Below are 20,986 nucleotides of genomic sequence, written 5' to 3'. Positions count from 1 at the left end.
AAGGAGTTTTTCGTTCCGACTGCGTTGGAAGTGGTGCGCATTATAAGGGGATTCGAAACGGCGTCAACACCTATTTTCAAGAAAATCAGATATTTAGCCAAAACCCCAAAAAGCAAAGCGGGGAGGCCTGTCGGCCTCCCCGCCTCTTCCCTCCTTGCTTAAAGGCTAGGGAACGCGAACTGCGAAGCTTCATGGCTGGCCCGTTGCGGCCAACGCTGGGTGATCGCCTTGCGGCGCGTATAGAACCGCACACCATCCGGGCCGTAAGCATGCAGGTCACCGAACAGCGAACGCTTCCAGCCACCGAAGCTGTGGTAGGCCACCGGCACCGGCAGCGGCACGTTGACACCCACCATGCCCACTTCGATCTCATCACAGAACAGGCGCGCTGCCTCACCATCACGGGTGAAGATGCATGTACCGTTGCCATACTCGTGATCGTTGATCAGCTGCATGGCTTGCTCCAGGCTATTCACCCGCACCACGCACAGTACCGGCCCGAAGATTTCTTCCTTATAGATGCGCATTTCCGGCGTCACGTTGTCGAACAGCGTGCCGCCTACGAAGTAACCATCTTCATTGCCGGGGACTCGGTACCCTCGGCCATCCACCACCAGCTTGGCACCGGCGGCCAGACCGTCATCGATATAGCCCACGACCTTGTCACGGGCGGCGGCAGTCACCAATGGCCCCATGTCCAGGCCACAGGAGGTGCCAGCGCCGATCTTCAGGGCCTTGATCTGCGGCTCCAACTTGGCGATCAACGCATCGGCAACCTGGTCACCCACGCACACCGCGACCGAAATCGCCATGCAACGCTCACCACACGAACCATAGGCGGCCCCCATCAGGGCACTGACTGCATTGTCCAGATCGGCATCGGGCATCAGCACCGCGTGGTTCTTGGCACCGCCAAGGGCCTGCACACGCTTGCCGCGCTTGGTGCCTTCGGCGTAGATGTACTCGGCGATAGGGGTCGAGCCGACGAAGCTCAAGGCCTTGACCTCCGGCGCCTCGATCAGCGCATCCACCGCTTCCTTGTCACCGTGCACGACGTTGAGGATGCCCTTGGGCAGCCCGGCCTCCAGCAACAGCTGGGCGATGAACAGGGTCGAGCTCGGGTCACGCTCGGAAGGCTTGAGGATGAACGCGTTGCCACAGGCAATGGCCAGCGGGTACATCCACAGCGGAACCATGGCCGGGAAGTTGAACGGAGTGATACCCGCCACCACGCCCAGCGGCTGGAAGTCGGACCAGGCATCGATGTTCGGGCCGACGTTACGGCTGTACTCGCCCTTGAGGACTTCGGGCGCAGCGCAAGCGAATTCGACGTTCTCGATACCGCGCTTCAACTCGCCAGCAGCATCTTCCAGGGTCTTGCCATGCTCTTCGCTGATCATCTGCGAAATACGCGCTTCGTTCTGCTCGAGCAATTGCTTGAAGCGGAACATCACCTGGGCACGCTTGGCCGGTGGGGTATTGCGCCATGCAGGGAACGCCGCCTTGGCCGAGTCGATGGCTTCCTGGACCGTGGCCCGGCTGGCCAGTTCGACCTTGCGCACAGCCTGGCCGGTGGAAGGGTTGAAGACATCGGCGGTGCGTTCGCCCTTGCTGACCAGTTCGCCGTGAATCAGGTGCTGAACAATGCTCATGGGGACTCCATATATAAGAAGGGTAAGGCTGGCCCTTGATTCGGGCCAGCCAGACAAGGCCGGGGATCAGGCGATCTGGTTCAGCGCTTCGCCGACCGCATCGAACAGACGGTCCAGCTCCTGCGGCTGGGTGTTGAAAGTCGGACCGAACTGCAGGGTGTCGCCACCGAAGCGAACATAGAAGCCGGCCTGCCACAATTTCATCGCCGCTTCGTATGGACGCACGATAGCGTCACCATCACGGGCCGCGATCTGGATAGCACCCGCCAGGCCGTAGTTACGAATGTCGACCACGTTCTTGGTGCCCTTGACGCCGTGCAACAGTTTTTCGAAGTGCGGCGCCAGCTCGGCTGCCGACTGCACCAGACCCTCTTTCTGCAGTAGATCCAGCGCGGCGATACCTGCAGCGCATGCCACCGGGTGCGCCGAGTAGGTGTAGCCGTGCGGGAATTCCACAGCGTACTCCGGGGTCGGCTGGTTCATGAAGGTCTGGTAGATCTCGCTACTGGCGATTACCGCGCCCATGGGAATGGCACCGTTGGTGACCTGCTTGGCGATGCACATCAGGTCGGGGGTCACACCGAACGCCTCGGCGCCGGTCATGGCGCCCATACGGCCGAAACCGGTGATCACTTCGTCGAAGATCAGCAGGATATTGTGTTGGCTGCAGATCTCACGCAGGCGCTTGAGGTAGCCCTTGGGCGGCGGCAGAACACCGGCCGAGCCCGCCAGCGGTTCAACGATCACTGCGGCAATGTTGGAGGCGTCATGCAGCTCGATGAGCTTGAGCATTTCGTCGGCCAGGGCGATGCCGCCCTCTTCCGGCAGGCCCTTGGAGAAGGCGTTGACCGGCAGCACGGTGTGCGGCAGGTGGTCGACGTCGAGCAACTGGCCGAACATCTTGCGGTTGCCATTGACGCCGCCCAGGCTGGTGCCGGCGATGTTCACACCGTGGTAGCCACGGGCCCGACCGATGATCTTGGTCTTGGTCGCCTGGCCTTTCAGGCGCCAGTAGGCACGGACCATCTTCAGCGCGGTGTCGGCGCACTCCGAGCCGGAGTTGGTATAGAAGACGTGATTGAGGTCCCCTGGGGTCAGCGCAGTGATCTTTTCGGCCAACTGGAACGACAGCGGGTGACCGAACTGGAAGGCCGGAGAGTAGTCCAGAGTACCGACCTGGCGTGCCACCGCCTCGGTGATTTCCTTGCGAGTATGGCCAGCACCACAGGTCCACAGCCCGGACAGCGCATCGAAGACCTTGCGCCCCTTGTCATCGACCAGGTGATTGCCTTCGGCGGCAACGATCAGACGCGGGTCGCGCTGGAAGTTGCGGTTGGCGGTGTAGGGCATCCAGTGGGCATCCAGCTTCAGCTGGCTGGCGATCCCGATGGGGGCGGTGACGGGCTGGTTCATCGGCGGTTCCTCGAAACACGATTAAGCAACGATGGATGTTGTTGCAGCTAAATTGGCACGGGGATAAAGTCTGAAAAACCCTGCATTTCTAACCTTCAGATCGATCCAGGCTAAACAATGAGTCGACGCCCCGACCCCCTCGCGCAAGTCAGCGATTTCGACATCCGGTTGTTGAAGATCTACCGCAGCGTCGTCGAGTGCGGAGGCTTCTCTGCCGCCGAGAACGTACTGGGCATCGGCCGCTCGGCCATTAGCCAGCAGATGAACGACCTCGAGCAACGTCTGGGCTTGCGCTTGTGCCAGCGTGGTCGCGCCGGCTTCTCGCTGACCGAGGAGGGCCGCGAGGTATACCACTCGGCTCTGCAGTTGCTGAGCGCGCTGGAAACCTTCCGCACCGAGGTCAACGGCCTGCACCAGCACCTGCGCGGCGAGCTCAACATCGGCCTGACCGACAACCTGGTGACGCTGCCGCACATGCGCATTACCCATGCCCTGGCCGAACTCAAGGATCGTGGCCCGGAGGTCCGCATCCAGATCCGCATGATCGCCCCCAGCCAGGTCGAGCAGGGCGTGCTCGATGGCAGCCTGCACGTGGGCGTGGTACCGCAAACCAGCCCGCTCTCGGGCCTTGAATACCAGCCGCTGTACAGCGAGCGCTCGCTGCTCTACTGCGCCGTTGGGCATCCGCTGTTCTACGCCGATGACCAGCAGCTGGACGATGCCCGGCTCAATGCGCAGGAAGCGATCGCCCCGACCTTCCGCCTACCCGCGGACATCCAGGCGCACTACCAGTCGCTCAACTGCACGGCCAGTGCCTCGGACCGCGAAGGCATGGCGTTTCTGATTCTCACCGGCCGCTACATCGGCTACCTGCCCGACCACTACGCCACCTTTTGGGTCCAACAGGGTCGGCTGCGCGCACTCAAGCCCGGCCAGCGCTTCTATGACCTGGGCCTGAGCTGGGTCACGCGCAAAGGCCGACGACCGAATCTGGTGCTGGAGAGCTTCCTCGATAGTCTGGCCGCGACACGCTGATAGCTGTACGTGACGCTAGTGCTTGTCTCCTGAGCACAGGCAGGTAATCTTGTCCGACATCCGTTATTACCGCCGCTACGGAATCGTCCATGACCCTTGAAGTCCCAGCGCACCGCCTCTCCGCCTCGGGCAAGCCCGCCGGCCGCATCCGCCAGAAGAACGAACAGGCCATCATCCAGGCCGCCGAAGACGAGTTCGCCCGCCACGGTTTCAAGGGCACCAGCATGAACACCATCGCGGTGAAGGCGGGACTGCCCAAAGCCAACCTGCATTATTACTTCACCAACAAGCTGGGCCTTTACATCGCCGTACTCAGCAACATCATCGAGTTGTGGGACAGCACGTTCAATACTCTGAGCGTCGATGACGACCCTGGCGAGGCCCTGAGCGCCTATATCCGCACCAAGATGGAATTCTCCAGGCGTAACCCACAGGCCTCGCGGATCTTCGCCATGGAAGTGATCAGTGGTGGCAGTTGTCTGACCGAGTACTTCAGCGCCGACTACCGCGAGTGGTTCCGTGGCCGGGCCGCAGTGTTCGAGGCCTGGATCGCGGCCGGCAAGATGGACCCGGTCGATCCGGTGCACCTGATCTTCCTGCTCTGGGGCAGTACCCAGCACTACGCCGACTTCGCCACCCAGATCTGCCAGGTCACCGGCCGCAGCCGCCTGACCAAGCAGGACATGGAAGATGCGAGCAACAATCTCATCCACATCATTCTCAAGGGCTGCGGCATCCAGCCGAGCGTCTGACCGCCTCCTATGCCTTCTACCCTGTTAGACCTCTGCGAGTTTCGCGAGGAAATTCGCAAGAGCCGCTTCATCACCCTTGCCGGGCCGATCAGCAACGCCGCCGACGCCATGAGTTTCATCGAGCGCCACAGCGATCTGACCGCCACCCACAACTGTTGGGCCTGGAAACTCGGCGCACAGTACCGTAGCAGTGACGACGGTGAGCCGGGCGGAACAGCCGGGCGACCGATCCTGGCGGCCATCGAGGCGCAGGACTGCGACCAGGTAGTGGTGTTGGTGATCCGTTGGTACGGCGGTATTCAGCTTGGCACCGGTGGACTGGCACGGGCCTATGGCGGAGGTGCCAACAAATGCCTGCAACAGGCCCCCAAACGCCTGTTGGTGCAGCGCAGTGAATTCACCTGCAGCTGCAGTTTCAGCGAGTTGGCGTTACTCAAGCTGCGCCTGGCGGAAGTTGACGGGCTGGTGCTGGACGAGCAGTTCACCGCCAATGGTGTCGACCTGATCATCGCCTTTGGCGAGACACACCTGACCCTGCTGCAACAGCAGCTGGCCGACCTGAGCCGCGGGCGGATTATCTTGCAGAGCCGCTGAGCGTTTGCTCACAACTACTGTGGGCCTGCCTGTGGATAAGCTTGGGGCATTCTTACACAAGCCTGTAATATCAAGGCTCCCACGGCTTTGATCATTTTTTGATCATAGCTGTCGAGTACGCCAAGCCCCTGATCGGTCAAGCTTTGTTATCCACATGCCTGGCGACCAGCGGTTCGTCGCACACCCCGCTTTCACACATTTACTGTGGAACAGCCTGTGGATAACCCGTTAGCCAACAAGCCAGGCGCCCGCCAGGCCAGGCTCAAAGCTGCTTGGTTATTTTTTGACCACCCGCGGAACAAGCGCCTTCGCCTCGGGTGCATTATCCTGAACACCTTTACTCACCGATCAAGGAGCGTTTGCCATGGCAACTTCACGAACCGCCCTCATCATCGGCGCCTCCCGCGGGCTCGGTCTTGGCCTGGTAGAGCGCCTGCACGAAGACGGCTGGAACATCATCGCCACCGTGCGCGACCCGGCCAAACCCGGAGCACTGGGCGAAGTCCCGGGCGTTCGCATCGAACAACTGGAAATGAACAACACCCACCAACTCGACAGCCTCCAGCGGCGCCTGCAAGGCGAAGTGTTCGACCTGGTGTTCGTCAACGCCGGCGTCATGGGCCCGTTGCCCCAGGATCTGGAGCGAGTCGAGCGTTCGGACATCGGCGACCTGTTCATGACCAATGCCGTGGCGCCGATCCGGGTGGCCCGGCGGCTGGCTGGCCAGATACGAGAAGGCAGCGGCGTGCTCGCGTTCATGAGCTCGATACTGGGTTGCGTGGCCATTCCCGATGGCAGTGACCTCTGCCTGTACAAGGCGAGCAAGGCGGCTCTGAACTCGATGATCAACAGCTTCGTCACCGAATTGCAGCGCCCGGATCTGTGCGTGCTGGCCATGCACCCCGGCTGGGTCAAGACCGACATGGGTGGAGAAAATGCCGAGATCGACGTTCCCACCAGTACTCGCGGCATGCTCGAACAGATCAAGGCCCAGGCTGGCCGGGGTGGTCTGCGCTTCATCAACTACAAGGGCGAAGCCCTGACCTGGTGAATTGAAAGGCGCGCGGCGAGGCAGTAGACTCAGTGCCTCGCCCCTCGCGGCGGACCTGGATCAGCAGACAGGGCAACACTGAGCTGGCTAACCCTGAACCCACTTTCAGAGGAGCCGGCACCATGCCTGCGACCCGTACCTGGTTGAAATCTCCCCTTGCCATCTTCACGGCCAACGGCAGCGATGCCCGTGGCGGCCTGGTCATCGAGAATGGCCGTATCAGCGAACTCCTGGCCAGCGGCCAGAGCCCCAGCGCCCCCTGTCAGCAAGTCTTCGATGCCCGCGAGCATGTGATCCTGCCTGGCCTGATCAATACCCACCACCACTTCTACCAGACCCTCACCCGTGCCTGGGCCCCTGTCGTCAATCAGCCGCTGTTCCCCTGGCTCAAGACCCTGTACCCAGTCTGGGCGCGCCTGACGCCCGGCAAGCTGGCACTGGCCAGTGAAGTCGCCCTGGCCGAACTGCTGCTATCGGGATGCACGACTGCAGCCGATCACCATTACCTGTTTCCCCAAGGTCTGGACAATGCCATCGACGTGCAAGTCGAGGCAGTGCGCAAGCTGGGCATGCGCGCCATGCTCACCCGCGGCTCGATGAGCCTGGGCGAAGCCGACGGCGGCTTGCCGCCGCAACAGACGGTACAGCAAGGCGAGGTGATCCTGGCCGACAGTCAGCGACTTATCCACAGCTATCACGAACGTGGTGACGGCGCGCAGATCCAGATCGCCCTGGCGCCCTGCTCGCCATTCTCGGTCACTCCAGAGATCATGCGTGCAAGCGCGAGCCTGGCCGAAGAACTGGACGTACGCCTGCATACCCACCTGGCCGAAACCCTCGACGAGGAGTCGTTCTGCCTGCAGCGCTTCGGCCTGCGTACCGTCGACTACCTCGACAGCGTCGGTTGGCTCGGCCCGCGTACCTGGCTCGCCCATGGCATTCATTTCAATCCCGATGAAATTGCCCGCCTGGGCGCAGCAGGTACGGGCATCTGCCATTGCCCGAGCTCGAACATGCGCCTGGCTTCGGGCATTTGCCCAAGTGCCGAGCTGGAGGCGGCAGGGGCCCCCGTGGGCTTGGGCGTCGATGGGTCGGCATCCAATGACGCTTCGAACATGATCCTCGAAGCGCGCCAGGCTCTCTATCTGCAACGTCTGCGCTACGGTGCCGAACAGATCACCCCGGAGCGTGCACTGGGCTGGGCGACCCGAGGTTCGGCGCGCCTGCTCGGGCGCGAGGACATCGGTGAACTGGCGCCAGGCAAGCAGGCTGACCTGGCCCTGTTCAAACTCGACGAACTGCGCTTCTCTGGCAGCCACGACCCACTCTCGGCGCTACTGTTGTGTGGCGCCGACCGCGCCGACCGAGTCATGGTCGGTGGGCAGTGGCGGGTCATCGACGGCCAGATCGAAGGGCTGGATGTGCGCGGACTGATCGCCGACCACCGCCAGGCTGCTGCTGAGCTGATCGCTGGTTGAACCTCCAGGGGCCTTACCGGGCGCATTGTCCGGCAAGGCCCTGTAGAATGAGCCGAAACGTACCTGATTCGAGATCGCTTTATTTATGTATGACTGGTTGAACGCCCTGCCCAAGGCCGAATTGCACCTGCACCTGGAGGGATCGCTCGAGCCCGAGCTGCTGTTCGCCCTCGCCGAGCGCAACAAGATCGCCCTGCCCTGGACGGACGTCGAAGCCCTGCGTGGCGCCTACGCCTTCAACAACCTGCAGGAATTCCTCGACCTGTACTACCAAGGCGCTGACGTGCTGCGTACCGAACAGGACTTCTACGACCTGACCTGGGCCTATCTGCAACGCTGCAAGGCACAGAACGTTATCCACACCGAGCCGTTCTTCGACCCGCAGACCCACACTGACCGCGGCATTCCGTTCGAGGTGGTGCTCAATGGCATCAACCAGGCCCTCAAGGATGGCCGCGACCAGCTGGGTATCAGCAGCGGCTTGATCCTCAGCTTCCTGCGTCACTTGAGCGAAGACGAAGCGCACAAGACCCTCGACCAGGCACTGCCTTTCCGCGATGCCTTCATTGCCGTGGGCCTGGACAGCTCCGAAATGGGCCATCCGCCGAGCAAGTTCCAGCGCGTGTTCGACCGCGCCCGCGACGAAGGCTTCGTCGCCGTCGCCCATGCCGGCGAGGAAGGCCCGCCCGAATACATCTGGGAAGCCCTGGACCTGTTGAAGATCAAGCGCATCGACCACGGCGTACGTGCCATCGAGGACGAACGCCTGATGCAGCGCATCATCGAGGAACAGATCCCTCTTACGGTATGCCCGCTATCCAACACCAAGCTGTGCGTATTCGACCACATGAGCCAGCACAACATTCTCGACATGCTCGAGCGTGGCGTGAAGGTCACGGTCAACTCCGACGATCCGGCCTACTTCGGCGGCTACGTCACCGAGAACTTCCATGCGTTGCACACCCACCTGGGCATGACCCAGGATCAGGCCCGTCGCCTGGCACAGAACAGCCTGGACGCGCGCCTGGTGTGAACCTACCGGCAACGTTGGCATGGACGCCGACGTTGTGCTCACCCCGCCTGCAACGTCTGCACCCGGGCGATGCGATTGATCTGCTGCACCCCAAGCGCACAGATATGCAATGCCCGGGTCCCCTCGGGCTCGCGGATCCAACCCGACTGCAAGAACAGCCGGAGCAGCGCCTGCCCCAGACTGCCCCCCAAGTGCGGGCCCTGGTCGCTCCACTCGCTACAGTGGCAGATCACGCAGCCACCCCGCTGGCGCGCTGCCAGGGCCTCGATGTAGACACCGATGCTCGCCAGTTGGACTCGTCCTTCGTCACTGACCCTAAGTTGTCGCTCATTGCCTTCGAGCCAACCTGCCGCCACCAGCCGCTGGTACAACTCGGCAGCCAGTTCTCCACCCAGATGTTCACCACAGCGCCGTGCGCGGCGCAGTGACATCGGTAACTGCACCGTGCCGTTCTGGCGCTCGCCACCGCCCAATTGCACGCTGGCCAGTGCTTCCACCGCCGCCCCCACCTGTGGCGTAGCCAACCTGAAGTAACGTTTGCGCCCCCGCGCTTCCAGCCTGAGCAGTCCGGCCGACGACAACAGCGACAAGTGCGCGCAGGCCGACGATGCGCTCAGGCCGGCCATGACGGCGATCTCGTCGGTCGGCCGTGGCGTACCATCGATCAACGCCCACAACATCGCACTGCGTTTGGGATCGGCCATCAGGCCGGCAATCTGACTGATACTGCTCACTGCATTCATGATGCTGGAACTCTCCCTGAAAGATCATGGCTGGTCTCCAATGGCCAATGCAGGCAACGCAACCTGCCCGCACTTCAGCGGCAGCGCCTGAAGAGGGAAACCTGTCTCGCTGATGCTGACCGAGGCGCCAGTATAAGCCGCGCCGGACGGCTGGCTGTTAGGCGAAAAAGCGGGCGATCGGCGGATAAACGCCGAGGGTAGGCTCACCCAGGAGGTTTCTACTGGAGCACTCGATGAGCCAGACAGGCGGCAGCTTGCACAAGCGATGACATGGCCGACACATTGCTTCCGCAAATAAGGCAGGTTAAAGCGAAGGATCTACATCGCCCTTCGCCTTTGGAGCAGGACCCAAAGCCCAACGACGACCGTCAGTCCGGCGATCTACGGCGCCCATGGCACAGGTTTGGGGCAGCGCTACACTACAGCCTCCGCTCCCCATTCTCGAAGGTATGCCGCAATGAAAATTGTCGTCAGTGCTTCGAACCAGAGCCCCACTTCCCGTTGGCAGGTGAGGCTCGACGAGCACGTGGTGAATTTCCGCAGCGAGGCCGAAGCACGCGCCTTCGTCGCTACGCTCGAAACCCGACTGAATGCGCCCCACGTCCTTACGCAGCAAGCCTCCTGGCCTGCAGACGCCGGGTCAGCAGCGCGACACTGACCACCAGTGCACCGCACAGGCTGATGACCAGGCTCATCGGCACAGCGCTGCCATCGTGCAGCAGCCCCACCAGCGCCGCGGCACCCGCCGCGACACTGAACTGCAGACAGCCCATCAGTGCCGAAGCGCTTCCAGCTCTGTCCCCCTGCCCGTTCATGGCGCAGGCGGCGGCGTTGGGGATGATGCAACCCAGGCTGGAAATGCACACGAACAGCGGAACCAGCAGCATCCACAGGTGCGCCGGGCGCGAGGCCGCGACCGCCAGCAGCAGCACTCCAGCCGCCAGGTAGACACCTACCGCACGCACCAGCAGCCAGCCCGGTCCGCGCCTGGAGAGCAACCTCGCATTAACCTGGGCGACCAGGATGAAACCGGCTGCGTTAGTGCCGAACAACCAGCCGAAGTGTTCGGCCGGCACGCCATAGAGCTTGATGAAGATGAACGGCGAACCGGCGATGTAGGCGAACATGCCGGCCATGGCGATACCGCCGGTGAACGCATGGCCCAGAAACACCCGGTCACTCGCCAAACGCAGGTACTGGCGCAGCGCTCCCGACAAGGGCTGGCGCGGCACATGGGCCGGCAGGCTTTCCGGCAAGCCCAGGCTCACCGCCAGCAGGGCTGCAGCGCTGAACAGGCCCAAGACAAGGAAGATCGACTGCCAACCGGCCAGATTGACCAACGCGCCACCGAGCATCGGCGCCAGGATGGGCGCCAGCCCCATCACCAGCATGAGCTGCGAGAACACCTTGGCCGACCCCACCGCGTCACAGTTGTCGCTGACGATCGCCCGCGACAGGACCATACCCGCACATCCCCCCAGGGCCTGGACGAAACGAGCCATGATCAGCGTGTCGAGATTGGGTGCATAGGCACAGGCCAACGATGCCAGGGTGAACAGCGTCACGCCGAACAGCAGTGGCTTACGTCGGCCAAATCGGTCGGCTATCGGGCCATAGGCCAGTTGGCCGATCGAAAGCCCCAGGAAATAGACAGCCAGGGTGGACTGTACGTGTTGTTCATCGGTGGCGAACGCCTGTGCCATGGCCGGGAAGGCAGGCAGGTAGAAGTCGATCGCCAGAGGCCCGAACGCACTGAGTGCGCCCAGGATCAGGACCATTCGAAGGTTCATGGATAATCCATAGCAAGCTAAGCAAACCACTCATTCTACCTGCTGTGGACCCCTCCGGGATGAAAACATTTGCGCCAGACAAGGGGCTGGGATCAGCCCCCGTCGGTTACGCCGGAGTCGCCGCGTAACCCTCCTCGCGAATCGCCGCCAACAGGGTTTCGCTCGGCAGGGTACTCTGCACCCTGACTTGCTGGCCCGCCAGATCGACCTCCACCTGCGCCTGGGCATCAAGATTCTGCAGCGCGCGGGTGACAGCCTTCACGCAATGGCCACAGGTCATGCCTTGTACATTGAACACTTGCATGGACTCGCCTCCTTCAGGGTTTTGCGCAGTTTCAAGCTTGCCACTAGGTCAAGGTCAAGTTCTGTGGCCAACGGTCGGGGTGGAAATCCGCGCGCGGGTCGGCCAAGCTGCGCCATTGACGATTTTTGCAAGCAGGAGATTCATCATGTTCAAGGCAGCAATAGGCCTTGTCGGGTTACTCGGTGCACTGGCCGCCGTGCCGCCGGTCAACGCCGAAGGAAACTCGGAGTACGGCGTGCTGATCATTTCCCGGGAACGCCTGGAAGTGGCCACTAGCTGCGAAATCGGCATCTACCTCAACGACCAACTGGCCGGTCGCCTGTTTCAGGAACAGTCGACGTCTTTCAATCTGCCGCCCGGATCGGTAGATGTGCGGCTGCGCCTGCTGCCTGGCCAGGCGCCCGGTTGCGCCCCAGGCGTCGAGGACCAGCGCAGCACGCGCCTGACCCTGCACGCCGGGCAGATCAGCAAATACCGCATTGCGGTGAGCCCGGCGGGCTTCGAGCTCAAGCGAGCCAATCTGGGCTATTGACCTTGACCGCATGGCAAGGTTGAAGCTGGGGGCCTGAACAAAGGAGCTGTGCCATGCCCGCATCCACAACTTTCGACCTCCCCATCTCCGGCATGTCCTGCGCCAGTTGCGCTGGGCGTGTCGAACGCGCCTTGCGCAAGGTCAACGGCGCCGAGCAGGTCAGCGTCAACCTCGCCAGCGAACGCGCACGGGTCCAGGCGCCGGCCGACAGTCTGCCCGCCCTGGTCGCCGCGGTCCGCGATGCCGGCTACCAGGTACCCAGCCGCACCGTCGAACTGCAGGTCGCCGGCATGACCTGCGCCAGTTGCGTAGGCCGCGTCGAACGTGCCCTGGGCAAGCTCGACGGGGTCGAACAGGCCACGGTCAATCTGGCCAGCGAGCGCGCCCACGTCGAAGTGCTCGCCGGGGTCGACGACAACCAATTGATCGCCGCCATCGAAAAGGCCGGCTACAGCGCCAGCCTGGCTCACGCCCATCAGGATGAGCAGGCCGATGCCCGCCGGCGCTTGCGTCGCGAGCGCCTTGCCGTGGCAGCGGCCCTGCTGCTGGCCTTGCCTCTGGTGCTGCCGATGCTGGTGCAGCCGTTCGGCGTGCACTGGATGTTGCCGGCCTGGGCGCAGTGGCTACTGGCGACGCCGGTGCAGTTCATCCTCGGCGCCCGGTTCTATGTGGCCGCCTGGAAGGCCGTGCGCGCCGGCACCGGCAACATGGACCTGCTGGTGGCCCTGGGCACCAGCGCCGGATATGGCCTGAGCCTCTATCAATGGGCCCGAGCGCCAGTCGGTCATGCACCGCACCTCTACTTCGAAGCCTCTGCCGTGGTCATAGCCCTGGTGTTGCTCGGCAAATACCTGGAGAGCCGCGCCAAACGCCAGACCGCCAGCGCCATCCGCGCCCTCGAGGCCCTGCGACCTGAACGCGCCTGGCGGGTAGTCGACGGTCAGGAAGAGGAAGTCGCCATCAGCCAGTTGCGCCTGGGCGACCTGGTCGTGGTGAAACCCGGTGAACGCTTTCCGGTCGATGGCAGCGTCGAAGATGGCAGCAGCCATGCCGACGAAGCCTTGATCAGCGGCGAAAGCCTGCCGGTGCCCAAGCGACCGGGGGACAACGTCACCGGCGGTGCGATCAACGGCGAGGGTCGACTGCTGGTGCGCACCCTGGCCTTGGGTACCGAGACCGTTCTGGCGCGCATCATTCGTCTGGTCGAGGATGCCCAGGCGGCCAAGGCGCCGATCCAGAAGCTGGTAGACCGCGTCAGCCAGGTCTTCGTCCCAGCGGTGCTGGTGCTGGCGCTGCTCACCCTGTTCGGCTGGTGGCTGGCTGGCGCGCCGCTGGAAACTGCGTTGATCAACGCCGTCGCCGTGCTGGTGATCGCCTGCCCCTGCGCCTTGGGTCTGGCTACCCCGGCGGCGATCATGGCTGGCACCGGAGTCGCCGCACGCCACGGTATCCTGATCAAGGACGCCGAGGCCCTGGAGCGGGCCCACGCTGTGAACCGCGTTGTCTTCGACAAGACCGGTACCCTCACCTCCGGCAGCCCGACGGTGGTGCATAGCCAGGCCGTGGTCGGCGATAGCGATCAGTTGCTGATGCTCGCTGGTGCCCTGCAACGCGGTAGCGAGCATCCGCTGGCCAAGGCCGTGCTCGCTGCGTGCGCCGAACGCGGCTTGCAGGTACCAAGCGCCGAACACAGCCAGGCCCTGACCGGCCGCGGCATAGCAGGTACCGTGGAGCAACGTGAACTGGCCTTGGGTAACCGCCGCCTGCTCGACGAAAGCCACCTGCCCGCCGATGACCTGGCGACCCAGGCCGCGCATTGGGAAGCCGAGGGACGCACCCTGTCATGGCTGATCGAGCGGGGCAGCCAACCCCGAGTACTGGGCCTGTTCGCCTTCGGCGACAGCCTCAAGCCCGGGGCCCAGGCAGCCATCGCCGCGTTGCATGCAAGGCACATCAGCAGCCACCTGCTGACCGGCGACAATCGCGGCAGCGCCAGGGTGGTGGCCGAGCAGTTGGGCATCGACGATGTGCACGCCGAAGTGCTGCCCGCCGACAAGGCGGCGACCGTGGCGGCGCTCAAGCGAGACGGTGTTGTGGCGATGGTCGGCGACGGCATCAACGATGCCCCGGCCCTGGCCGCAGCCGATATCGGCATCGCCATGGGCGGCGGCACCGATGTCGCCATGCAGGCCGCCGGCATCACGCTGATGCGCGGCGATCCGCGCCTGGTCCCGGCCGCTCTGGAAATCAGCCGCAAGACCTACGCGAAAATTCGCCAGAACCTGTTCTGGGCGTTCATCTACAACCTGGTGGGCATCCCCCTCGCCGCGCTCGGCTACCTCAACCCCGTACTGGCCGGTGCGGCCATGGCGCTGTCGAGTGTCAGCGTGGTGAGCAACGCGCTGTGGCTCAAGACCTGGAAACCCGCCCAAGACCCCCAGGAGGCACCATGAACATTGGCCAGGCGGCACGCCGAACCGGGCTCAGCACCAAGATGATCCGCTACTACGAATCCATCGGCCTACTCAAGCCGGCCACCCGCAGCGACAGCGGCTACCGTCTTTACCAAGCGCAGGACCTGCACGTCCTGGCCTTCATCAAGCGCTCGCGCGACTTGGGCTTCTCCCTGGACGAGGTCGGCAAGCTGCTGGCACTGTGGCAGGACCGCCAGCGCGCCAGCGCTGATGTCAAGGCTCTGGCCGTGCAGCACATCGATGCCCTCAATCAGCGTATCGAGGAATTGGTAGGGCTGCGCGACACGCTCTCTGAACTGATCACCCATTGCCAAGGCGACGACCGCCCCGATTGCCCGATTCTAAAGGACCTGGCCAACGGCGGTGAGTGCTGCCGATGAGCCCGAAAGGGCTTTTTGGTATGCCATATTAGCCTAAACGCGACACCTTCCTCTCTCCCCACGCCTTCGCCCCATAAATACGGGCATAGACGCTCAATCAAACCGGAATGCTGCCGATGCAGTGTCTACCTGCCTCGCGTGTCGAAAAAAATAAATTCCGGGAGCGTCGATGAACATCAAACAGAAACTGACCTGGGCCTTCGCCGTCATCGCCGGCCTGCCCATCGTCCTCGTGGCCACCTTGGTGGTCATCAACCTGCGCGGCGAGGCCCGCGACGATTTCCTCGACAACAGCAGCCGGGAAATCCGCCAGGTCGGCAACGCCATGAACATCTTCTTCCAAGGTATCGACCAGAACGTCGACTACCTTGCCGCCCAGCCACTGGTCGCCAGCACGGGCAACAACCTGAACAAGTTCATGAGCGCCAACCCGTCCTACGAGCTGGGCGAGCAGGATCGGCAATTGCTGGATGTGTTCACCCGTTTGGCCGAATCGCACCCGGGCTACGCCTATGTGGCCTACGGCGTCAACGATGGCGGCTATGTCGGCTGGCCAGCCGGACAAAAGTTCGTCAACTACGATCCTCGCCCGCGCCCCTGGTACCAACTGGCCATGGCCAACCCCGGCAAGACCGTTCGCACCAGCGCCTATTACTGGGCCCCCGACGACGCCGTGCTGATCAGCACCGTGCGCGCCGTGCCCAACCAGCTGGGCAACCCGGGCGGCGTGGTCAACATCGACGTCTCGCTCAAGGGCCTGACCGAAATCGTCAAGCAGATCAAGCTCGGTGAGAGCGGCTACCTGATGCTGGTGGAGAACAACGGCAACGTCATGGTCGATCCACGCGATGACAGCCACAACTTCAAGCAACTGGACAGCTTCGGCGGCGGCTACAGCGAACTGGCCAAGGCTGGCAAAGGCCTGGTCGAAGTGGAGATCGATGGTGTGCGCTACATGGCCAACGTCTATCCCGACGCGAAACTGGGTTGGACCTTCATCGGCCTGATCCAACAGAGCGAAGTGATGGAAACCACCACCCGCCTGACCTGGCTGATCGGCACCATCGCCCTGGTACTGGCGGCACTGTTCGCCGTGGTCGGCGCCGCTTTCGCCAAACTCATCGTGCGCCCGATCAACAGTGTCACCAATGGCCTGGAGGACATCGCCCAGGGCGAAGGCGACCTGACCCGCAGCCTGGAGATTCGCGGCCGCGACGAAACCGCGCAACTGGCCAGCTGGTTCAACCAGTTCCTTGGCGCGATCCGCAGCCTCATCCAACACATCGGCAGCGCTGCCAGCAACATCCTCAGCACCTCGAGCAGCTCGACCCGGGTGTCCAACGACATGGCCGAGGCCGCCGGTCGCCAGCGCGAAGCCGTGGACATGGTGTCCACCGCCTTCCATGAAATGGTCGCCACTGCCAACGAGGTCGCGCGCTCCTGCAGTCAGGCCGCGCAGTCGGCCGACAGTGGCCAGCAGCAAGCCCGCGAAGGTCAGCAACAGATCGACGCGGCGGTGCACAGTGTCGACCGTCTGAGCCAGGAGATCGAGCAATCGGCCCAGTCGATCCAGCAACTGGAGCGCGACAGCAACGCCATCCAGTCGATCCTCGGCACCATCCGCTCGATCGCCGAGCAGACCAACCTGCTGGCCCTCAATGCCGCCATCGAAGCGGCGCGCGCGGGTGAACAGGGCCGCGGCTTCGCCGTGGTCGCCGACGAGGTACGCGCGCTGGCCAAGCGCACCGCCGACTCCACCGCGGAGATCGACGGCCTGCTGGGCAACCTGGCCAGCCGTACCGCCGAAGTGGCCGAGCAGATGCACGCTAGCCTGGAAGTGTCGCAGCAGTCGGTGAGTCGCATTGGCCTGGCCCGCGACAGTTTCGGGCAGATCCGCGAGTCGGTGGATGTGATCCGCGACATGAACACACAGATCGCTACGGCGGCGGAGGAGCAGCATCAGGTGGCCGAGGACATCAACCGCCACATCAGCCAGATCCATGGCGATGCGCAACTGGTGGCCGAGCTGGCCCAGGCGGCGCGTCAGGACTCCGAAAGCCTGGCTGGGCTGTCCAACGAACTGGATTCGCTGGTGCGGCGGTTCAGGACCTGAGTGGTTGTGAAGGTTGTAGTGCCGCGCAGTTCGAGCGCCGCCCACGCGGCGCATCGCGGGTAAGCCCCTACAACCGCAACTCCCCCGGCGTAGCCCCGAACAACTGCCTGAACGCCGCGATATACGCCGACGTGGATTCATAACCACACCCCAGCGCGGCATCGGTCACGCTCTCCCCGGCTTCCAGCAGCGCCAGCGACGTCAGCAGGCGCATACGCTGGCGCCAGTTACGGAAGCTCAACCCGGTCTCACGCTGGAACAGGCGCATCAAGGTCTTCTCCGAGCAACCCAGCTGCATCGCCCACTGCCCCAGCGTCTGCGCTTGGTCGGGGTGGGCGATCAAACCGTTGCACAGCGCCAGCAACCCCGGATGACGAGGCAGCGGCAGCGAGAACCCCACTTCGGGCAGCGTACGCAACTGGTCGAGCAACACTGCCACCAATCGCGCTTCGGCACTGTCGCCTTCGGCGTAATCGGCAGGCATCAGGCAAAACTGCTTGATCAGCTCGCGGGCCAGGGGCGTGACCTCCAACACCCGACACCGTGGTGTCGCCCAAGGACAGGCATCGCGACGTACGTAGAGACTGCGCATCTCCGCCTGCCCCGACGTCACCACTTCGTGCTCGGCATCGGCTGGAATCCAGACGCCCCACTGCGGCGGTGCAAAGTAGCTGCCGTCGTCGGTGTAGACCCCCAGCACACCACTGATCGCATAGGAAAACTGCACCCAGTCGTGGCGATGACGGGTGGTCCAGGAGCCCGCGCCGAGGCTTTCGGCGCGTGCATAGAGTGGCCTGGGCAACTGCGCCAAGGCGGGGATGGGACGAGGAAGACCGAGGGTCGGCATGACGGTTTCTTCAAGTTCTGACCTGCCAAGCCTAACAGAGCCACGTCAGCGTTCGACGATCACCGTCACCCCCTGGCCACTGGCCGCGCAGACCGAGATCAATCCACGCCCCTTGCCCGCCGTGGCCAGCAATTTGGCCAGATTGGCCAGGATGCGCCCCCCGGTGGCGGCGAACGGGTGCCCTGCGGCCAGTGAGCTGCCCTTGACGTTGAGCCGGCTGCGGTCGATGGCGCCCAGTGGTGCATCCAACCCAAGCCTGTCGCGGCAGTAGTCAGCATCCTCCCAAGCCTTGAGGGTACACAGCACCTGCGCGGCGAACGCCTCGTGGATCTCGTAGTAGTCGAAATCCTGCAGGCTCAGCTTGTTGCGGGCCAACAGCCGCGGCACTGCATACACCGGCGCCATAAGCAGCCCTTCCTGGCCTTTGACGAAGTCCACCGCCGCGGTCTCGCCATCGACCAGGTAAGCCAGCACCGGCAGGCCCTGTTGCTCGGCCCACTGTTCACTCCCCAACAGCACCAGCGAGGCGCCGTCGGTCAGTGGCGTCGAATTGCCAGCCGTCAGCGTGCCCTGCCCGCTCCGGTCGAATACCGGTTTGAGCTTGGCCAGCTGTTCCAGGGTCAGGTCCGGGCGCAGGTTGTTGTCGCGGCTCAGCCCCAGGTAAGGGGTCAACAGATCGTCCTGCCAACCCTCGGCATATGCCGCGGCCAGGTGCTGATGGCTGAGCAAGGCCAGTTCGTCCTGCTCGGCACGGCCGATGCCCCAGGTCTGGGCCATGCGCTCGCAGTGCTCGCCCATCGACAGCCCGGTGCGCGGTTCGCCATTACGCGGCAGTTCAGGTTTGAGATGCCCAGGTCGTAGCTTGAGCAGTGGTTTGAGCCGCTCCCCCAGGCTGCGCCCACGGTTGGCCTGCAACAGCAGGCGCCGCAAACCCTCGCTGACCGCGATCGGAGCATCGGAGGTGGTGTCGACGCCTCCGGCGATGCCGCTTTCGATCTGCCCCAGGGCGATCTTGTTGGCCACCAGCAAGGCCGCCTCCAGACCGGTACCGCAGGCTTGCTGGATATCGTAGGCCGGTGTCGTCGGCGCCAGACGCGAACCCAGTACGCACTCGCGGGTCAGGTTCATGTCGCGCGAATGCTTGAGCACCGCGCCCGCGACCACCTCCCCCAGGCGCTGGCCATGCAGCCGATAGCGCTCGATCAGGCCTTCCAGGGCGCTGGTGAGCATGGCCTGGTTGCTGGCCGTGGCATAGGCGCCATTGGAGCGGGCGAAGGGAATTCGGTTGCCGCCCAAGATCGCGACCCGGCGAGATGAACGCATGCGCATGCTCCTCCTGAAACAAATTGATCCGTAGAGACTAGGCGTTTTTACCGCTTTCGAACGACCTGGTCATAAAGTTGGTCCACACTTGCAAGCTTGCCTTCAGGGAGAACCGCACATGAGCGACCGCTATCTCGGCTTTGCCAATTCCAACCTCGGCCGGCGCTTGGTCGACGCACTTGGCCTACCCCGCCCGGCGCCGCTGGAACGCTGGCAGGCCGGGCGCCTGCGGCCGGTGGAAGGCGCGCTGGTGATTGGCGGCGGGCCGCTGGCCGCAGCGGTCGAGGCCATCGCTGCCCGGCTGACCGACGAATGCTACAGCTTCAACGGCGACAGCTTGCAATCCCCCGCCTGGGTCGCCGGCATGGGACCGAAGATCAAGGCCCTGGTATTCGATGCCAGTCATCTCTCCGACAGCGATGCGCTGCGGCAGTTGCGCGAGTTTTTCCAGCCATTGCTGCGCAGCCTCGCCGCCTGCGCGCATGTGGTGATCCTCGGTCGCGCCCCTGAGCGCCTCAGCGACCCGCTGGCCCGCGTCGCCCAGCGCGCCCTCGAAGGCTTCAGCCGTTCATTGGCAAAGGAGTTGCGCAATGGCGCTACCGCCCAGCTGCTGTACGTCGACGAAGCTGCGCAAGACCAGCTCGAAGGCGCCCTACGCTTCTTCCTGTCGCCCAAGAGCGCCTTCATCTCAGGCCAGGTGCTGCGCCTGCAGGCCTGTGCGCAACAGGTCGAGGACTGGACCCGGCCATTGGCCGGGCGCCGGGCGCTGGTCACCGGGGCGGCCCGCGGCATCGGCGCCGCCATCGCCGAAACCCTGGTGCGCGACGGCGCCGAGGTGACGCTGCTGGATGTGCCACAGGCGCGCAACGACCTCGAGGCGCTCGCCGAACGCCTCGGCGGCAGAGCCCTGGCCCTGGACATCTGTTCGAGCGACGCAGCGACGCAACTGATCGAGGCACTGCCCGATGGCATCGACATCGTCGTGCATAACGCGGGCATCACCCGCGACAAGACCCTGGCCAACATGACCCCGGAGTACTGGGACGCCGTGCTGGCGGTCAACCTTAAAGCCCCTCAGCTACTGACCCGAGCACTGTTCGAAGCCGGTACGCTCGGCACCGATGCCCGGGTGACCCTGCTGGCATCGGTCAGCGGCATCGCTGGCAACCGTGGCCAGGCCAACTATGCGGCGAGCAAGGCCGGACTGATCGGCCTCGCCGAAGCCTGGGCCGCCACGCTGGCCGAACGCGGGGGCAGTATCAATGCCGTGGCCCCGGGGTTCATCGAAACCCACATGACCGCCGCCATGCCGATGGGTCTGCGCGAAGCCGGACGACGCCTGAGTTCATTGGGCCAGGGCGGGCGCCCGCAAGATGTCGCCGAAGCGATCGCCTGGCTTAGCCAGCCAGGCTCCGGCGCGGTCAACGGCCAGGTCCTGCGGGTCTGCGGCCAGGCACTGATGGGGGCCTGAA

The 20,986-nt window shown here is 63.8% G+C and carries 18 protein-coding genes and 1 pseudogene; 12 read left to right on the top strand and 7 right to left on the bottom strand.

Translation table 11 applies throughout. From position 1 onward, the window contains the following. Window positions 1–158: 158 nt before the first annotated feature. The gene (locus KY379_RS13315; RefSeq protein WP_133324421.1) at window positions 159–1,652 is read right to left on the bottom strand and encodes a CoA-acylating methylmalonate-semialdehyde dehydrogenase; all 1,494 of its coding nucleotides are present in this window, start codon (window positions 1,650–1,652) and stop codon (window positions 159–161) included. Window positions 1,653–1,718: 66 nt separating this feature from the next. Next, complete coding sequence (locus KY379_RS13310) at window positions 1,719–3,065, bottom strand: aspartate aminotransferase family protein (RefSeq protein WP_261241961.1); 1,347 nt, start codon at window positions 3,063–3,065, stop codon at window positions 1,719–1,721. A 117-nt stretch (window positions 3,066–3,182) separates the two neighbouring features. On the opposite strand from KY379_RS13310, the gene KY379_RS13305 reads away from it, so the two are divergent. The 6 genes from KY379_RS13305 (at window position 3,183) to KY379_RS13280 (ending at window position 9,008) form a co-directional block, all read left to right on the top strand. Next, the gene (locus KY379_RS13305) at window positions 3,183–4,100 is read left to right on the top strand and encodes a LysR family transcriptional regulator (protein WP_133324425.1); all 918 of its coding nucleotides are present in this window, start codon (window positions 3,183–3,185) and stop codon (window positions 4,098–4,100) included. 89 nt (window positions 4,101–4,189) lie between these two features. Beyond that, complete coding sequence (locus KY379_RS13300) at window positions 4,190–4,852, top strand: TetR/AcrR family transcriptional regulator (RefSeq protein ID WP_133324427.1); 663 nt, start codon at window positions 4,190–4,192, stop codon at window positions 4,850–4,852. A gap of 9 nt (window positions 4,853–4,861) precedes the next feature. After that, complete coding sequence (locus KY379_RS13295) at window positions 4,862–5,446, top strand: IMPACT family protein (RefSeq protein ID WP_261241964.1); 585 nt, start codon at window positions 4,862–4,864, stop codon at window positions 5,444–5,446. 364 nt (window positions 5,447–5,810) lie between these two features. Beyond that, complete coding sequence (locus KY379_RS13290; protein ID WP_261241966.1) at window positions 5,811–6,497, top strand: SDR family oxidoreductase; 687 nt, start codon at window positions 5,811–5,813, stop codon at window positions 6,495–6,497. Between the two features lie 122 nt (window positions 6,498–6,619). Next, window positions 6,620–7,975 (top strand): 8-oxoguanine deaminase, encoded by a 1,356-nt coding sequence (locus KY379_RS13285; RefSeq protein WP_196172022.1) that lies wholly within the window; start codon window positions 6,620–6,622, stop codon window positions 7,973–7,975. Between the two features lie 85 nt (window positions 7,976–8,060). Next, window positions 8,061–9,008: an adenosine deaminase gene (locus KY379_RS13280; RefSeq protein ID WP_133324435.1), complete on the top strand. Its 948-nt coding sequence runs from the start codon at window positions 8,061–8,063 to the stop codon at window positions 9,006–9,008. 38 nt (window positions 9,009–9,046) lie between these two features. Here the strand turns inward: KY379_RS13280 and KY379_RS13275 are convergent, their stop codons facing one another. The 3 genes from KY379_RS13275 to KY379_RS13260 all read right to left on the bottom strand — a co-directional run bounded on the left by KY379_RS13275 (window position 9,047) and on the right by KY379_RS13260 (window position 11,845). Beyond that, window positions 9,047–9,751, bottom strand: a complete 705-nt coding sequence (locus tag KY379_RS13275) for an ArsR/SmtB family transcription factor (protein WP_133324437.1) — start codon at window positions 9,749–9,751, stop codon at window positions 9,047–9,049. Between the two features lie 605 nt (window positions 9,752–10,356). After that, complete coding sequence (locus tag KY379_RS13265; RefSeq protein ID WP_133324441.1) at window positions 10,357–11,541, bottom strand: multidrug effflux MFS transporter; 1,185 nt, start codon at window positions 11,539–11,541, stop codon at window positions 10,357–10,359. Between the two features lie 106 nt (window positions 11,542–11,647). After that, complete coding sequence (locus tag KY379_RS13260) at window positions 11,648–11,845, bottom strand: heavy-metal-associated domain-containing protein (RefSeq protein WP_133324443.1); 198 nt, start codon at window positions 11,843–11,845, stop codon at window positions 11,648–11,650. Between the two features lie 145 nt (window positions 11,846–11,990). Here KY379_RS13260 and KY379_RS13255 point away from each other — a divergent pair, with 145 nt between their 5' ends. The 5 genes and pseudogenes from KY379_RS13255 to KY379_RS27400 all read left to right on the top strand — a co-directional run bounded on the left by KY379_RS13255 (window position 11,991) and on the right by KY379_RS27400 (window position 17,344). Beyond that, on the top strand, window positions 11,991–12,377 hold the full coding sequence (locus tag KY379_RS13255) for a hypothetical protein (protein ID WP_133324445.1): 387 nt from the start codon (window positions 11,991–11,993) through the stop codon (window positions 12,375–12,377). A gap of 53 nt (window positions 12,378–12,430) precedes the next feature. Next, window positions 12,431–14,830, top strand: a complete 2,400-nt coding sequence (locus KY379_RS13250) for a heavy metal translocating P-type ATPase (protein ID WP_261241978.1) — start codon at window positions 12,431–12,433, stop codon at window positions 14,828–14,830. After that, window positions 14,827–15,231 (top strand): Cu(I)-responsive transcriptional regulator, encoded by a 405-nt coding sequence (cueR, locus tag KY379_RS13245; protein WP_133324449.1) that lies wholly within the window; start codon window positions 14,827–14,829, stop codon window positions 15,229–15,231. Before KY379_RS13250 ends, cueR begins: the two co-directional genes overlap by 4 nt. A 169-nt stretch (window positions 15,232–15,400) precedes the next feature. Continuing rightward, a pseudogene (locus tag KY379_RS27405) lies at window positions 15,401–16,486 on the top strand (cache domain-containing protein); the annotation flags it as partial. A gap of 90 nt (window positions 16,487–16,576) precedes the next feature. Then, window positions 16,577–17,344: a methyl-accepting chemotaxis protein gene (locus KY379_RS27400; protein WP_397466177.1), complete on the top strand. Its 768-nt coding sequence runs from the start codon at window positions 16,577–16,579 to the stop codon at window positions 17,342–17,344. Between the two features lie 67 nt (window positions 17,345–17,411). Here the strand turns inward: KY379_RS27400 and KY379_RS13235 are convergent, their stop codons facing one another. Beyond that, window positions 17,412–18,191, bottom strand: coding sequence for an AraC family transcriptional regulator (locus tag KY379_RS13235; protein WP_133324453.1), 780 nt, complete (start codon window positions 18,189–18,191; stop codon window positions 17,412–17,414). Window positions 18,192–18,236: 45 nt separating this feature from the next. Next, a complete protein-coding gene (locus KY379_RS13230) occupies window positions 18,237–19,514 on the bottom strand; it encodes an acetyl-CoA C-acetyltransferase (protein WP_133324455.1) in 1,278 nt (425 codons plus the stop codon). Window positions 19,515–19,632: 118 nt separating this feature from the next. Here KY379_RS13230 and KY379_RS13225 point away from each other — a divergent pair, with 118 nt between their 5' ends. Beyond that, a complete protein-coding gene (locus tag KY379_RS13225; RefSeq protein ID WP_261241985.1) occupies window positions 19,633–20,985 on the top strand; it encodes a 3-oxoacyl-ACP reductase in 1,353 nt (450 codons plus the stop codon). The last annotated feature ends 1 nt before the right edge of the window (window position 20,986 follow it).

Source organism: Pseudomonas sp. HD6422 (assembly GCF_025377065.1).
Taxonomy (GTDB): domain Bacteria; phylum Pseudomonadota; class Gammaproteobacteria; order Pseudomonadales; family Pseudomonadaceae; genus Aquipseudomonas; species Aquipseudomonas putida_U.
The sequence above is the reverse complement of the archived record's forward strand: the minus strand, read 5'-3'. Positions and strand labels throughout refer to the sequence as shown.